A 14,989-nucleotide genomic window follows, 5' to 3' on the forward strand; every position below is an offset into this window, starting at 1 on the left:
AGGGCTCTTTTTGCGGCTGTTTGATAGAGCCCACATTCGCATTTGAGGTGAGTGATGAATAATGCGTTCGGCGGCAAGAGGTATGCGTTTTACTTATCGGGATGAGTTCTGCATGCTGTACGGCCAGTTCCTGAAAAGCCGACAGGTGAATATGCACAGTCCTGAATTGCCCAATCTGATGCAGGTTCGAGCATTCCTTCGTGTCGCTGAACACGGCAGTGTATCCAAGGCCTCCGCCGTACTTTTTCGGGCTCAGCCCGTCGTGACTCGCGCCATCCTGTCCTTGGAGAAACGCCTCGGCGTGGCGTTGTTTGAGCGTAACGTCAGTGGTATGCGTCTGACCGATTATGGAGAGCGCGCAATACCCCGAGCTCGGCGGGCCATGGCTGAGTTGCTCGCCGTACCGCCTTTATTCTGGCACTCGTTAGGTCAGGCCGCCGAACCGCTTTACTTATTACAGACCCGGCGCCTGGAAGCGTTTGCCAAGCTCTGCGAAACCCACCATATGCAAACGACCGCCAGCATCCTGGGGGTTTCCCAGCCAGCGATCAGCGCCGCTATCAAAATACTTGAGCAGGGTAGCGGCTGCAGCCTGTTTGAACGCACCCCCCACGGCCTGCTGCCGACCCATCTATGCCTGGCAATGTTAGTGCGGGTACGTCGAGCCTTGAATGAGCTGCGTCACATCGATGCGGATATCGCTGCGCTGGGTGGTTCCCTTCAAGGCGTCGTGCACGTAGGGGCCCTGCCTCTTGGGCGCACCGGGATACTGCCTGAAGCCATAGTGCGCCTGACCCTGGAACACCCTTATGTTCGAATCCTCACCAACGAAAGTCCATTTGACTTGTTGGCCGGCGAACTGCGTGCAGGCGATGTGGATTTTGTGCTGGGCGCTCTTCGCCCGTTGGCCTACGCCAGTGACCTGTCTAGCGAGGAATTGCTGCAGGAAGAAATGGTGATCCTTGTACGCCACGACCACCCTTGGTTGAAAAGGGCACCAGTCTATGAAGACTTGAGTGCCGCCCGCTGGATTTTGCCTCGCGCGGGCTCTCCAGCGCGGCAATTGCTAGACGTGTTTTTTGGCCATATTGGTATCGCCGCCCCCAGCCCCGTGATTGAAACGGGCGACCTTGCAATTTTGCGCGGAGTGCTGCTGCGTTCAGACATGCTTGCCGCTGTTTCAGCACACCAGTTGGAATACGAAATGCTAAGCGGTGATCTTGTTCAGCTACCGCTCTCCTTGAGTCATACAACGCGACCAATTGGTTTTATCTCAAGGACGGGAGCGCTCCAGTCGCCAGCGGCGACTGCGTTGATGGACAAGATCCGGGAGGTAGTGAGGGAGGCAACGGCGAAAAATACGTAGCAGACCTGACTCAATTTAGATCGGTGAATTAGGACGCCATTGGTTTCAATACGGTGGTTGAGCTTTCAAGCGCTGGATTTTTCTATCTAGAGTTATTCGGATTTCCATCTCGCTACGATCTGTTGACTGCCGTCTAGGGGGAGGTGCAAATGTTCGCATCCTTTCGATGCAGTAGAACCCAAAGCCGTATCACAAAACTTTGAAAGAATAGGAGTCAGCTCAGTGACCATTGAATCTTGGCTGATCAAGTAATTTTGGTTTGAGTACAAAAAGGCCCCTCAAGGGCCTTTTATTAATTACAACGAAAAGAGCCATTCGCGCAAAGCACGATAACTCATAGCAGCTTGGAGGTCAGTCCGTTATTTCTTAGGTGCATCTATTTGTAGATCAGGATGCGCTGCAGCAATTTCTGGGATCAGCATCAGCGATGCGCTTACTTTTGAGACGCGTGGGTATTCTTCTAGCGACACGTTGAAACGTTCTGCGCCAATTAGATGGCTGGCTAGAGCCAGGTCAGCAATGCTGAGTGTTTCCGCATGACAGCGAGTGGCGCCTTCGGGCAGTAATGCTTCGTAAGCTTTCAGGCCTTCTCGGAACCAGTAGGCAGCCCATTCTGCCCCAGCATCAACGTCGGCTCCGAAACGCGTCTTCAGTTGGGCCTGAATCCTTGGGACTATTAATGGATGCGTGTCTGCCGCAGTAATCAGAAACATAGCCCGTACCTTGGCGCGACCTGCTGCGTCGGCGGGCAGCAGGGCAGGGCTAGGATAGGTCTCATCTAACCATTCTAAGATCGCTAAGCTTTGAGTCAACGGTTCAGGGGTAGCACCTTCAAGCGCAGGTACTGCGCCTGAGGGGTTAACTGCGCGAAACGCCGTTATGTTTTGATGACCCTGCGTCAGGTCGTGCGTTCGTTCTTCGTATGCCACACGTTTGAGATTCAGTGCGATGCGAACTCGATAAGTGGCGAGTGAGAGCCAGAAGCTATGCAAGATAATCATTGATGCACCTAAATTCGCTGTTCGATTACGTTGAAAAATGATTAACGGATTACCGGTGTAAGTAGACAACACCTCTACCGCAGTCGTGCGGTGCGTATCGAATAATTCAGGAAATTAGCAATGTGCTCGAATGCCACTTTGTATGACGTGCCACAGCTATGCATCGGCGGAAAGATTAGCTTGGGCGTTTGGTGTGGTTAATTCACCGTTGAAACTGCTGTGGTAGATACCTTGCGCTCCTGAGTCAGGATGAACAGCACACCGAACATCGGAATAATTGCGGCTGCAAAAGGGATAGCCTGTGCGCCGAAATGGCTGTCGATCACAGCGCCACCAATAATACCGCCCAGGGCGTTGGCGATGTTGAAGGCAGAGATGTTCGCGGTGGCAGCCAGTTCCGGTGCTTTATTACCATATTTCATCACCCGCATTTGTAGCGAAGGCACATTTGCAAACGAGGTAACACCGAATGCAAAAGCGGCTACCAGGAAAGCGTATGGATTGCTCGACACCAGGTAAGCCACGACCAGCGAGACAATCATCGCCAGAGGCCAGCCAATTAACGACAGACGCAAGTTGGCATCCGCAGTTCTACCACCCAGGCTATTACCAATGACCAAGCCAATCCCAACGACCACCAACACCCAGGTGACATTACTGCGATCAATGCCGGCCACCTGCTCGGCCAGTGGTGCCACGTAACCATAAAATGTCATGAAGCCGACCCAGCTGAGCACGGTAATCAACAGGCTTGCCAACAAGTTACGGTCGTGCAGCGCAGCCAGCTGCCCCATGACGGATACAGATCTCTCACCTCCTTGCTTCTCGATTTTGCTGGCGATAGCGATGGCGGCCAAGACACCCAGTGCTGCGACCACGAAAAATGACGCATGCCACCCTAAAGCGTTACCAATCCACGCTCCCGCCGGCACCCCCAGTACATTGGCCAGTGTCAAACCTGCAAACATCTGTCCTACCGCACGACCAGCCATGTGTTTGGCGACCAACTGAGTGGCGACTACAGCGCCGATTCCGTAGAAGGGCCCTTGGGTTAATCCTGCAATGACACGACTGATAAGCAGGACGTTGTAGTCCTGGCTAACGGCGGTGATCAGATTACCGACAATAAAGAGGGCCATCAGACCCAGTAGTACGTTGCGCTTTTCGAAACGCGACAGCCACAGCGTCAACAGTGGGCCACCTACGACAATTGCCAGCGCATACGCGGTGATGAGAGAACCTGTTTGCCCTTCGGTAATTCCCAGGCTTTCGGCTACCTGAGGCAGTATGCCGGCGATGACGAACTCGGCAGTACCTATTGCGAAAGCGGCTAGTGTGAGAATCCATACCTGAAAAGGCATCTTGGTTGTGGTGTTCACGGGGGTGTCTCCAGAATCGCGGGATTATTGTCGGTCAGTTGTGTTTCAACGCTGGGCCAGGAAAAACGGTCTCCAACAACTGCCCGCCTGGAGTGCGTAAAAAAATTCGCCGCTCGTTAAGGCTTGGGATCTCAGTCGTTCTGTAGGTAATCCCAAGGTGCTCAAGTTTTGTTTTGAACGTGTCGTAGTCGCCCATCCTGAAGCCGACATGATCAATGAACTCGGCTGCTCGAAGCAGTCCTTTGCCGCGAGCCTCAATGATGTGAACCAGAGGCAGGCCATCGCTGTACAACCAATGGCCGGGTATGCCGCTGATTTCGGCGGGACGACGACCTTCCTCCAGGTCAAAAATTCGCATCATGAAATCGCGAGTTCCTCTGAGGTCTTGGGTGCGCAGAGTTACGTGATCTATAACCATGACAGGCTCCTCATTAAGTTAATGAAGCAACGATATCGATGATCTATCTGGCGTAGAATCCGGCTGAAAGCGCAATCATATTCAGGGAAATCCGGATAATGCTCCTCGAAAATCTGGCACTGTTTTTGTTGATCGTCGAGAAAGGTGGCTTGTCGGCGGCAGGCCGAGAGGTAGGTCTCTCTCCGACCTCTGTTTCGGAGCGGCTTGGAGCGCTGGAGAAGCATTACGCGGCGACATTGCTGACCCGCACCACCCGCTCGATCAGCCTGACTGACGAGGGGCGAATGTTGGTGGACGGTGCGCGTCGAATGCTTGCAGACGCTGAAGACATCGAGAGCAATATCAAACTGGGGACAGAGCGTATTTCCGGTCTCATACGGCTGAGCGCACCGGTTGATCTGGGACGAAACCGCATCGTGCCCATCCTGGATCAATTTCTCGAAGATAATCCTAACGTCAGCGTGGATCTGAATTTGACTGACGGTTTTCTGGATCTGGCTGGACAAGGTATCGACTTCGCCATTCGCTATGGTGCGTTGTCTGACAGCACGCTGCGTGTTCGAAAACTCAGCGAGGGGCGGCGTGTTGTGTGTGCATCACCGGCCTATCTGAGTGTTCATGGAACGCCGCAACATCCATCTGAACTGGCCCAGCAGCAATGCATCCTGATGCGCTTCGGCGTCAACATCCATCGTGAATGGCAATTCCGCGCTGACGGTCGCTCTTTCAAGGTTTTGGTTTCGGGTAGACGTATCGCCAATGACGGCGATCAGGTGCGCCAGTGGTGTCTGGCAGGTCATGGTATTTGCATCAAGTCGTATATCGATGTGCGCGATGACTTGGAAACGGGTCGACTGATCGAGGTGCTGGAGGCTTACTCTTTACAAGGTGTGGACTTGCAAATTGTTTACCCGTCCGGCCATGTGCTGCCGCGACGCGTCAAACTGCTGATGGACGAAATCTCCTCGAAGCTGCCGACTTGAGCCGCTTCAAGGAGATTTATTCTGATTCGCCGAGCGTGATGCTTCAGCCCTGCTTAGACCAGGCAGGGAAGTCGGAGTAACCTCGCTCGGTACCGCCGAACAACTCAGCACCTTCCAGGCCGGCTAATGGGTAGCCCTTCTCAAGCCTCAGTGGCAGATCCGGGTTGGCAACGAATTTTCGACCGAACGCAACGAAGTCGGCATAGCCTTTACTCAGCACCCAGTCTGCCAATTCCAGGTCATATTTGCCGGCAACTACAATGGCGTTGCGAAAGCGTTCACGCACGGCCTGACGAAACTCCTCTGGAAACTTGGGGGCATCATCCCAGTCCGCCTCGACCAGATGCAGATAGGCGATGCCTTTCTCCTGCAAGTAAGTAGCCGCTTCGAGAATTGTCGGCAAAATGTCCGGGCAAGCCATGCCGCGCGCAGTCAGGAATGGCGCCACACGAATCGCCGTGCGGTCGGCACCCACCTCATCAATCACGGCATCCATGACCTCTTTGAGAAAACGCAGGCGGTTTTCCCGCGAGCCGCCGTATTCATCCGTGCGCACGTTTGAGGTGGTGCGCATGAATTGGTCTATCAGGTAACCGTTGGCGCCATGCACCTCCACACCGTCGAAACCTGCCGCCATGGCGTTGCGGGCCGCCTTGCGGAAGTCGTTGACGACGTCGTGTATTTCGTCGCGACTCAGTGCGCGCGGCGTCGGGCATTTGACCATGCTCCCCACACCCGTTGATGGATCTACTTTCCAAATGCTGCCGTCAAACGGGATGGCAGACGGCGCAACGGGTGACTCCCCATCATGGAAGTCCGGATGCGACATCCGCCCCACGTGCCACAGTTGCAGAAAGATACGACCACCAGCAGCGTGTACCGCATCGGTCACCAAACGCCAGCCAGCGACCTGTTCCTCGCTGTAAATACCAGGGGTATAGGAATAGCCCTTGCCCTGCGGGGAGATCTGCGTGGCTTCGGTAACGATAAACGCAGCCGATGCGCGCTGTGCGTAGTACACCGCGTTCATGGCGTTAGGGACATCGCCAGGTTGTGTGCTGCGCGAACGCGTCATTGGCGCCATGACCACACGGTTAGGGGTGTTCAATTTGCCAACGGAACCTGGGGTAAACAATGTGGACATCTGCGTCTCCTCGTATAGCGTCAGTGAATCTTCTGGGCACAGAGTAGCCTGACGAGGATTTCTGATAATCGGCCAGTATCGGGAAACATATTGCGGTCTATCCGTATAATAAAAAATCAAGCACTTCAGCTTTGGCTTCAGTATTTAGGGTACTGAAAGAGTTTTTATTGAGCTCTGGGCTCAGTTTCGGGGAGCAGGGCGCTGTGAACAACGTTACCGACCCGCGACATGAGTATTGCGCCGAGGATTAGGACTGATATCTAAACCTGCGCGCAAAATGCTCTTACTTGAAAGACTCGCGAAAGCTCCTTCGTTTATCTTCAGAGGCCGAGCCTCTGCTATCTTGTTAACACCTCTAATTGCTCATTCGGGCGATTTCCGTAAGCACGCTTTACGGCACCGTCATAACGGTCAGGTTCGCGAGTTAACGGAAAACTAATCAATGGATACCTCGTCTTCAGACAGTCCACCTATCCATCCCCAAACTCGAGCTGAGAAGCTTGTCGAGTTTCGCCGGCAGCAAACCGTGCTCAAGGCTGGCGCGCTTCAAGACGCGATCTTCAACAGCGCCTACTTTTCCAGTATTGCGACCGATGAAAAAGGCGTCATCCAGATCTTCAATGTCGGCGCCGAACGTATGCTCGGATACCTTTCCGAAGATGTGATCAACAAAATCACCCCGGCAGACATTTCCGATCCTGCTGAGTTGATTACCCGAGCAGCAGCACTAAGCCAAGAGCTTAAAACGCCAATCACCCCCGGTTTTGACGCCCTGATATTCAAGGCTTCTCGGGGTATTGAGGACATCTACGAGTTGACCTACATCCGTAAGGATGGAAGCCGGCTGTCGGCGATGGTGTCGGTCACCTCTTTGCGTGACAGCAGCGAAACCATCATTGGTTATCTGCTGATCGGGACTGATAACACCGCAAGGAAGCAGGAGGAAGCCGCCCAGGCTTTGCTGGATCAGCGCTTGCGGGATCAGCAGTTTTATACGCGCTCGTTGATCGAGTCGAACATCGACGCCCTGATGATGACTGATCCTCAAGGCATTATTTCTGACGTGAACAAACAAATGATGGCGCTCACGGGCCGTACCAGGGACGAACTGATTGGTGCTCCGTGCAAAAACTTTTTCACAGATCCTGCTAGTGCCGAAGCCGCAATCAAGCGAGTTTTGAGTGAAAACAAAGTCAGCGACTACGAGCTGACCGTTCGTGCTTACAACGGCACTGAAACCGTTGTTTCTTACAACGCTGCAACATTTCATGATCGTGATCGCAAGCTGCAGGGCGTGTTTGCTGCTGCGCGGGATGTTACCGAGCGCAAACGCTTCGAGCGTACCCTGGAAGAGAAAAATATCGAGCTGGAACGCGCCAGCCATATGAAGTCCGAGTTCCTGGCCACCATGTCGCATGAACTGCGCACGCCGCTAAACGCCGTCATCGGTTTCTCCGAAGCGCTTAAGGATGGAATGGTCGGAGACATGACCGAGACTCAGCGCGAGTACATCAACGATATTTTCAACAGCGGCCAACATTTGCTTTCTTTGATCAATGACATCCTCGACTTGTCCAAAGTGGAAGCCGGGATGATGGAGCTGGAACTGGAGCCCGTCGAACTTCAAAGCGTGCTCAGCAACAGTTTGTTGATCGTGCGCGAGAAAGCCGCACTGCAAAGCATTCAGCTGAAACTCGAGACTGACGGTGATCTCGGCAGTATTGAACTTGATCTGCGTAAGACCAAGCAGATCGTCTACAACTTGTTGGCCAACGCCGTGAAGTTCAGTGCGCCGGGCGGGGTTGTCACATTGGCGGTGCGAAAGGTTTCGCGTGAGGAAGTGGGGGTGCTGGGAGGGGACTGGCCGGTGCATGCTTTCCAGATTCCAGAAAGCGATTTTGAGTTGTTTTTGGAGTTAAGTGTCAGTGACACCGGCATCGGTATCGCTGAGAGCAATATGGACAAATTGTTCAGGGCTTTCAGTCAAATCGACAGCAGTCTGGCACGTAGATTTGAAGGCACCGGTTTAGGGTTGGCAATGGTTAAGCAGCTGACTGAACTCCACGGCGGAAGTGTTGCGGTGGCCAGCCTCGAAGGGGCGGGCGCTCGATTTGTGGCGTGGTTACCTATCCGAAGTTCGACCCATGTGGAGGCGCCGTGGCCGAGATCCTGATCGTCGAAGACAACGCCGCGAATATGCGCTTGGCCAGGTTACTTCTGACCAGTGCCGGCCATAGCGTCATATGCGCGGCTGATGCCGAAACCGGTCTGAAGCTTGCTCGCGAACTTCAGCCGGCCCTGATTCTCATGGACATCCAATTACCGGGAATGGACGGTCTCAAGGCCACCTCATTGCTAAAAAGTGATGAGCTGACTGCCGCCATTCCGGTGATTGCGCTCACCGCTATGGCCATGAAGGAGGATGAAGAAAAAACACGTCTGGCAGGGTGTAACGCCTACATCATCAAACCTCTGCGCTACAAGGAGCTCTACCGGGTCATCGACACGTTGCTGCAAAACAATCTGCCTCAACAGCCCTCTATGTGAGCTCCCTTCATGTCTATAACCGCTGCAACGTTGTTAATCGTCGATGACGAACCCCTAGTCCGCAAGCTACTAAAAATGCTGTTGGAAGATCAGGGGTACCTTACGCTGACGGCGTCTTCGGGTGAGGAGGCGCTTGCTATTGTTGAGCAGCAACCGCCTGACTTAATCCTGCTAGACATCATGATGCCCGGCATGGACGGCTATGAAGTAGCACGTAAATTGAAGTCCGATAAGAGCATGGCCAACATCCCGATCATCATGTTGTCTGCACTGGGTGAGCACAGTGCTCGAATTTTGGGTTTGGAGGCTGGCGCCGAGGACTTCCTCAACAAGCCAGTAGAAAGTGCAGAGCTGTGGTTGAGAGTTCGAAATCTGCTAAGGCTCAAGGCATTTGGAGATTATCTGAAAAGCCACAACCTGATGCTGGAAGAACAACTGCAACAACGCACCATAGACCTTGAGCGATTTCGCTCGGCTATGGATGCGTCTGGCGATGCCATATTTCTGATCAATCGCAGTAGCATGCGGCTGATTGAATTTAACCGACACGCTTGCCAGGTGATGGGTTATTCCGTCGAAGAGCTTTTGCGCAAAACACCTGCCGACCTTAGCGATAACACTATCGAGCAGTTGGAGATCATGTATGACCAGATCATAGCTGGTCGAAGCCCAATCGAGCCGATAGAAACGCGCATTCGCTGCAAAGATGGCAGCTACATCCCGGTAGAAATGCACCGTGAAGCTTATAAAACTGGCGACGATTGGATCATCGTTGGCATTGCGCGAGACATCTCCCGACGCAAGGAGACCGATCAGCGTCTGCTAAAAATGGCGCATTACGACAGTCTGACTGGGTTGCCCAATCGCAATCTCTTCTTTACGGCTTTGCAAATGGGGCTGACCCAAGCATTGCTCAGTAACTGGCAATTGGCCGTAGTGACCGTTGACCTGGACGACTTCAACAACGTTAACGAGACGTGGGGGCATCTGGTGGGCGATCAGATGCTGATTGAGCTAGGTCAGCGACTGACTAACTGTCTGAACGTGAGTGACACCGTAGGGCGCATGGACGGTGACGAATTTGCGTTGATATTGATGATTCGTGAGGGGCAAGCGGATCCTCTGCAAACAGTAGAGCGGGTGCGTGAAAAGTTACGTGAGCCTTTTCACCTTGCCGGGCAGTTGACAGCGATGACCGCAAGTATCGGTATCGCTCTATACCCGAATGACGGAGACGATGCTCACGGATTGATCAAGCACGCGAATACTGCAATGCATCGCGCCAAAAAGATCGGCAGAGACACATACCGTTTCTACACGGCACAAATGAATGTGGAGGCATCCGCGCGTCAAGCAATGGAGGCTGCTTTACGTGATGCAGTCGAGCAACACGCATTTGAGCTGTATTACCAACCCAAGATTGATTTGTGCTGTTAAGAAATTACGGAGTACCCGCAGCGAGCATTAACGCGCGCGATATCACTTATCTAGACTCCGGTCTTCATGGCGCAAAGGGCGCCGAAGATGCCGTAATATTCAGTAATGAGTGCGCTAATCAGGTCGACACAAAATCACTGGTATTTGTGGTATGTGAGGTCGACTTGGTGGGCAAGTCTAGGGCGCGGCAAAACGCCACGCTATTGGAGTTTTGACCGAATTCGGTCAAGAGGTCAGGCGGGAAGATTCTCGTCTATCACTATTCGCAGCTGAAGGTTCACGTTTACTGGTTCTTCGATATCGCCGCTGACAAACAGCAGGTGCTGAATCGCAGCCTCGGCTTGACCATCGGCATCTTGATCTACAACCACCGATAGTAGTCCTTTGCGCATTATCTGTGCATGTTCCAGACTGGCCTCGTGCCCGATCCAGACCGGGCGAAGATCATACTGAAGCAGCGCTTGATAAATGCCAGTGGATCCACCGCCGGTGTTGTAGATGGCCGCGATTTTCTTTCCGCTCGCCAGGACTTCTTTCACTGCAAGCGCAGCTCGATCATTGTCGTCGAAACATTGGAAAGGGTCGCTGACCACCATCTCTGGTGCAGTGTCTCGTAAGACTTCAAGAAACCCATTAACGCGTTCTTGATGCGCATGGAAGAGCAGCGAGTTCGTCAAAAGAAGAACCTGCCCGGTGGGGTGTCCGGCCCAACGGCTCAGCAATCTACCCGCGCAACGGCCCGCGACACGGTTATTGATACCCACATATGTAGCTCCCTCCAATCCTGACAAGCTGCTAGTCAAAAGCACTATCGCTACACCCTTATCTATTTCAGCCTGAAGCGCAGATCGGATGAGCGGGGTGTCATGAGCCACGACGATGAGTCCCTGCCGTGGCGTTTTAGGGTTTGCGATGAAGTCGAGTAACTGATCGGGCTTGTTCTCACACCAGGTCAGTCGCTGAATCACCAGCCGAGACCGGTGTATCTGCGCTTGGCGAGAGAAAGCATTGGACAGTTTCTGGAAATGGTCTGTATGACTGTCAACAATAAGTAGATCGAAGCGAAGCAAGCCGTGCAAGGGTGAAGGGAGGAGCCTTTTCAGCCCTAGGGTTCTGGCAGCCTCTAACACCTTTCGTCGTTTGGAATCTGAAACCGATCCGCGCTCATTGATTACTCGTCCCACTGTACTCAAGCTCACACAGGCTAATTCAGCGACGGCGGCCATTCCAGGGTTTCGATTGTGATCTTTCAATGCATGAATTCCATGTTGACCTTGCTTAATTTGGCTGACTCGATTTTTCGCATGCTGGAACACTTGATGGTAGGCGAAATCAATTGAGTACCCCTGCGCACTTAGCTAAATGTAATGATATGGAATCAGCGATAAGCTAGTTAGGCTGCGGTTTCATTTGGCTCAAATGAGAGCTAATCAACGGTCTCGGTGGTGCAAAATTACCCGCAGAAATCCCACAATCCGCACCGGAGCATGAAAGAAGCTCTATGGTATCGAAGCCTCTTATACATCAGCTTAGATCACCATCATGTGGAATCTTCGGTCTGCAGAATACCTAACTGCGATTTACTTCGATGAAGTAAGTCTGTGCCTTTGCCGGAAAGCCCACACTCCTAGCGCTATTTAAAAAATAGCGATTTTTAAAAGTTCGCTGATCATGAAAAAGAACACGATTTATCATACAGCTTTCGTCAGATAGTTTAAGCCCTATGCAGTTTTTATCGATGCAAGCAAGTCGCACTTAGTGCACCTTTCATCAATGCCTGCTGCTGAGAATAGAAATCCGCAGTGTAAAGACCAGTGATAGTAACAATGCACATCCTGCTGCAATTAGTGAGGACGCGAAATTTCCGCTGTTCGAATAGAGATAGCTGGCCAGTAGGGGGCCTAAAATTTGACCGATGCCATAGGCCGCCGTCATGATTGCAATCAAATTGAATTTGATTGTATGTGATACCAGCTTGGCTGCAGGCATCGCAATCGTGACTGTACCCATAAATGTTCCACCAACAATGAGAGCGCTAGCAATATATCCGAGAGCATTCGGGAGCAGCACTGGCAATATCACTCCAAGAGCTTGTATCAACAAATTGGCACGTAGCGCGGCATGCGTACCATAGCGGATATTAAGCCTATGCCAGAAATAACAGGACGGTGCCGCGCCGAGGCCAAATACGGCCCACACGTGAATAGGATTAATAGAACCTAGGCTGTTTTTCACAAGTAGAGGAAGATAAGTCGCGGTGATTATGTATCCGAAGCCTGCCAGTCCGTAGGCAATAATAAGGGGCCACGCTCCGAGTGGAAGTCTTTTATTATCCGAATCTGTAGGCTCATGATTAGGTAGTTGCCCTGGTGTCCGATCTAGCTTGAAAAGTGCAATGAGGCCCAATAGCGCGCTGCTTAACCCGAGCACCCACCAGAGACCGGCGCTATTCACACCCAACCATTCAGCTATTGCCAAAATTTCAGCCGATAGAAAGATGCCGACTCCAACTCCAGCAAATAAGATTGGCGCACCTTTGTGGTGGCCTTTGTGCTGGAGAAGCCACAATGAAGCACAGATCATCGAGAGAGCGCTAAATAACCCAGCGACTCCACGGATTGCGATGATTAACCAAGGAGTTGAAGTGAGCGCTAATGCAATCAGACAAATCACACTCGCGATGACGGACGCTAACACCCACGAAAAGGATTGGTGACTGCCCAAACGTGCAGCCAGAAGAGCCCCTACAAGATACCCAGCGTAATTGGCAGATGCCGCTAGAGTGCCGTCATGCACTGTCAGCAAACCTTCATGCACCATGACGGGATAAACGCCAGTAAAGGCAAACCGTCCAAATCCCATCCCAATTGCCATGACGACTGCGGCCGCTGCCGCAGACCAAAGCAAGGCTCGCTTGCGTCTTATTTGCTGCTCATCGGCGCTAATCAGCATTTTATCTCCTCCGAATAGCTGTCCTGAAGAATGCCCTTAAATGCCCTAAAAGCAGCTGTTGAGTATCCGGCGCGCCAGACAAGCCATGTTGTGGTCTGAATAGATGAGCAGACCTGAACGCTACCCAGATCTGAACACAAATCCAACACGCTCTGCGGGACAATGCTGAAACTTTGTCCTGCGGCTACGCATGCCATCATGACATGGTAGGAACCTACCTCATTGACAGTTAGTGAACTGGCAGCGCCTTGATGAGATGCGAACCACTCGCTACCGATAAAACGATAACTGCATCCCTTCTGGAACGCCGCTAATGGGAGCGGTGGGACTCGAGAAACCAAGTCTTCCTCGGTATAACCCTTAGGCATTACGATTCGCAGTGTTTCTTCATAGGCCGCTTCACCCTCGAAACCAAGTGTGTCTAAGAACTCTGTTTGTACACAGTCTACTTCGCCAGGAGGAGCCAAAAGGGCGCAATCAATCTCGCCCCGCTCCAATAGCTCAACCAGCTTTTGTGTAGCGCCGGTGGTGACATGCATGTTTACAAGCGGAAATGCTTGGTGAAACTTACACAAAGGAGAAGGCAAGTGGCTGGCTGCGGTGCTCTCCATAGAACCAACACGCAACATGCCTTGCGGTGACTGAGGGTGCATCGCCTGGCGTGCCTCATTCGCAAGGGCAAGCATCCGATTTGTGTACTGGAGAAACACTATGCCTTGTTCGGTAAGCCTTAGTTTTTTTTCTTCCCGGTTGAATAGATCAACTTCCAATTCTAACTCTAAATTCTGAATTCGGGTGGTAACGTTGGATTGTACTCGTTTTAATAGGACTGCAGCTCGGGTGATACTTAGTTCTGTGGCAACTGTTTTGAATATCTCAAGGGTAACTGTGTCCATGTGTGGCCTCAGCTTACTATTTGCATCCGTTCTCATCTCATTCGTAGATGGATTCGAAAGGAATTCAGGTGCCGTTGCACTCCATATATAAATAGTCGACGGCTTGGAGACTGCTGCACGAGGGCGGTAGTCTTACATTCACGGTCACTACTTATTAAAGATAGCGACCGTAGACGTTGATACAACTAAATCATAGCGGTCTTAATCTCGTCGAGTGAAACCTCGATACGCATTTTTAGAGTGGAGGGTTCTAATTCTTTCTCAGACAAACAATTGAGCCACGCTTTTTTTGGTGTGGCGCGGTAGAATCTTTTAATACCGTTTTTCAGGAAGTTTTCGAGATTAACTTCTTCGTCTGGATATAGAAGGCGGAAAGCTTTGGCAGCCTCAACGGGATCTTCTACCTCAATTGCGTCACACTGCAAGTAGAGGCACATCATGTTATTCGTACCTCTCAACCTAGTTGAATCGTAAAAGGTCAAAAAGGCTGCGCCGTTCTCAATCAAATTTTTCGAATGCACAGCTTCCACCCAAGATGACCAATAGAAATTTAGGTCAGAGTCGGGAATGGCTGTGGCCGGGGTATTCCAAGGTTCGTCCCCTGCGGCTGTAGCAATATTTGCGTACAGGCACTTCTTTAGAATCTCAGCAGAGCGTGCTCCAAGATTAACGTCATTCATAGCTTCACCATTTATCTCTGTTTGGGAATGATTTTTTGGCTACGTTCTTCGTTGGAGATTATCATTGTGGGCTCAAAATGCAAGCTTGCCCGATCGATAAATGGATGGCGCAAGCAAACGACTGCAGGTGCTCGCGGAGCAAGACTGCCCGGTATGCAGTGACGGTTTTTTTGAGCGGGTGTTACT

The 14,989-nt window shown here is 52.0% G+C and carries 12 protein-coding genes and 1 pseudogene; 5 read left to right on the top strand and 8 right to left on the bottom strand.

Features of this window, described 5'->3' with window-relative positions; all coding sequences use genetic code 11:
• The first annotated feature begins 151 nt into the window (after positions 1 to 151).
• A complete protein-coding gene (locus ACIOMO_RS02950; protein ID WP_401239413.1) occupies positions 152 to 1,366 on the top strand; it encodes a LysR family transcriptional regulator in 1,215 nt (404 codons plus the stop codon).
• 359 nt (positions 1,367 to 1,725) lie between these two features.
• Here ACIOMO_RS02950 and maiA read toward each other — a convergent pair whose 3' ends face one another.
• The 3 genes from maiA to ACIOMO_RS02965 all read right to left on the bottom strand — a co-directional run bounded on the left by maiA (position 1,726) and on the right by ACIOMO_RS02965 (position 4,164).
• On the bottom strand, positions 1,726 to 2,436 hold the full coding sequence (gene maiA / locus ACIOMO_RS02955; RefSeq protein WP_401237960.1) for a maleylacetoacetate isomerase: 711 nt from the start codon (positions 2,434 to 2,436) through the stop codon (positions 1,726 to 1,728).
• 128 nt (positions 2,437 to 2,564) lie between these two features.
• A complete protein-coding gene (locus ACIOMO_RS02960; protein ID WP_401237962.1) occupies positions 2,565 to 3,746 on the bottom strand; it encodes an MFS transporter in 1,182 nt (393 codons plus the stop codon).
• A 34-nt stretch (positions 3,747 to 3,780) separates the two neighbouring features.
• Positions 3,781 to 4,164, bottom strand: coding sequence for a glyoxalase (locus ACIOMO_RS02965; protein WP_401237963.1), 384 nt, complete (start codon positions 4,162 to 4,164; stop codon positions 3,781 to 3,783).
• Positions 4,165 to 4,262: 98 nt separating this feature from the next.
• Between ACIOMO_RS02965 and ACIOMO_RS02970 the strand changes: the two genes are divergently transcribed.
• Positions 4,263 to 5,147: a LysR family transcriptional regulator gene (locus tag ACIOMO_RS02970; protein WP_401237965.1), complete on the top strand. Its 885-nt coding sequence runs from the start codon at positions 4,263 to 4,265 to the stop codon at positions 5,145 to 5,147.
• A 43-nt stretch (positions 5,148 to 5,190) separates the two neighbouring features.
• Here ACIOMO_RS02970 and ACIOMO_RS02975 read toward each other — a convergent pair whose 3' ends face one another.
• On the bottom strand, positions 5,191 to 6,291 hold the full coding sequence (locus ACIOMO_RS02975; RefSeq protein ID WP_401237966.1) for an alkene reductase: 1,101 nt from the start codon (positions 6,289 to 6,291) through the stop codon (positions 5,191 to 5,193).
• Positions 6,292 to 6,733: 442 nt separating this feature from the next.
• Here ACIOMO_RS02975 and ACIOMO_RS02980 point away from each other — a divergent pair, with 442 nt between their 5' ends.
• From ACIOMO_RS02980 to ACIOMO_RS02990, 3 genes and pseudogenes are all read left to right on the top strand, one after another.
• Positions 6,734 to 8,464, top strand: a complete 1,731-nt coding sequence (locus ACIOMO_RS02980; protein WP_401237968.1) for a PAS domain-containing sensor histidine kinase — start codon at positions 6,734 to 6,736, stop codon at positions 8,462 to 8,464.
• On the top strand, positions 8,449 to 8,838 hold the full coding sequence (locus tag ACIOMO_RS02985) for a response regulator (protein WP_122722118.1): 390 nt from the start codon (positions 8,449 to 8,451) through the stop codon (positions 8,836 to 8,838). The genes ACIOMO_RS02980 and ACIOMO_RS02985 overlap by 16 nt, the downstream gene beginning before the upstream one ends.
• Before the next feature lie 9 nt (positions 8,839 to 8,847).
• Positions 8,848 to 10,266 (top strand): annotated as a pseudogene (locus ACIOMO_RS02990) (diguanylate cyclase domain-containing protein); the annotation flags it as partial.
• A 242-nt stretch (positions 10,267 to 10,508) separates the two neighbouring features.
• On the opposite strand, the gene ACIOMO_RS02995 reads toward ACIOMO_RS02990, so the two are convergent.
• The 4 genes from ACIOMO_RS02995 to ACIOMO_RS03010 all read right to left on the bottom strand — a co-directional run bounded on the left by ACIOMO_RS02995 (position 10,509) and on the right by ACIOMO_RS03010 (position 14,803).
• Positions 10,509 to 11,501, bottom strand: a complete 993-nt coding sequence (locus tag ACIOMO_RS02995) for a LacI family DNA-binding transcriptional regulator (protein WP_401237970.1) — start codon at positions 11,499 to 11,501, stop codon at positions 10,509 to 10,511.
• 544 nt (positions 11,502 to 12,045) lie between these two features.
• Positions 12,046 to 13,227 (bottom strand): YbfB/YjiJ family MFS transporter, encoded by a 1,182-nt coding sequence (locus ACIOMO_RS03000; protein WP_401237972.1) that lies wholly within the window; start codon positions 13,225 to 13,227, stop codon positions 12,046 to 12,048.
• Positions 13,221 to 14,123, bottom strand: a complete 903-nt coding sequence (locus tag ACIOMO_RS03005; RefSeq protein WP_401237973.1) for a LysR substrate-binding domain-containing protein — start codon at positions 14,121 to 14,123, stop codon at positions 13,221 to 13,223. Before ACIOMO_RS03005 ends, ACIOMO_RS03000 begins: the two co-directional genes overlap by 7 nt.
• 185 nt (positions 14,124 to 14,308) lie before the next feature.
• Positions 14,309 to 14,803 carry a pyridoxamine 5'-phosphate oxidase family protein gene (locus ACIOMO_RS03010; RefSeq protein ID WP_401237974.1) on the bottom strand — a complete coding sequence of 165 codons (495 nt, stop codon included), beginning with the start codon at positions 14,801 to 14,803 and terminating at the stop codon, positions 14,309 to 14,311.
• Between the last annotated feature and the right edge of the window lie 186 nt (positions 14,804 to 14,989).

The organism is Pseudomonas sp. NPDC087804, assembly GCF_044742965.1.
GTDB lineage: Bacteria > Pseudomonadota > Gammaproteobacteria > Pseudomonadales > Pseudomonadaceae > Aquipseudomonas > Aquipseudomonas rustica.

Excerpts from the sequence above, each read along its gene's own strand:
- ACIOMO_RS02995 (WP_401237970.1), bottom strand. The coding sequence starts at position 11,501 with ATGGCCGCCGTCGCTGAATTAGCCTGTGTGAGCTTGAGTACAGTGGGA.
- ACIOMO_RS03010 (WP_401237974.1), bottom strand. The coding sequence starts at position 14,803 with ATGAATGACGTTAATCTTGGAGCACGCTCTGCTGAGATTCTAAAGAAG.
- ACIOMO_RS03005 (WP_401237973.1), bottom strand. The coding sequence starts at position 14,123 with ATGGACACAGTTACCCTTGAGATATTCAAAACAGTTGCCACAGAACTA.
- ACIOMO_RS03000 (WP_401237972.1), bottom strand. The coding sequence starts at position 13,227 with ATGCTGATTAGCGCCGATGAGCAGCAAATAAGACGCAAGCGAGCCTTG.
- ACIOMO_RS02980 (WP_401237968.1), top strand. The coding sequence starts at position 6,734 with ATGGATACCTCGTCTTCAGACAGTCCACCTATCCATCCCCAAACTCGA.
- ACIOMO_RS02975 (WP_401237966.1), bottom strand. The coding sequence starts at position 6,291 with ATGTCCACATTGTTTACCCCAGGTTCCGTTGGCAAATTGAACACCCCT.
- ACIOMO_RS02965 (WP_401237963.1), bottom strand. The coding sequence starts at position 4,164 with ATGGTTATAGATCACGTAACTCTGCGCACCCAAGACCTCAGAGGAACT.
- ACIOMO_RS02970 (WP_401237965.1), top strand. The coding sequence starts at position 4,263 with ATGCTCCTCGAAAATCTGGCACTGTTTTTGTTGATCGTCGAGAAAGGT.
- ACIOMO_RS02950 (WP_401239413.1), top strand. The coding sequence starts at position 152 with ATGCACAGTCCTGAATTGCCCAATCTGATGCAGGTTCGAGCATTCCTT.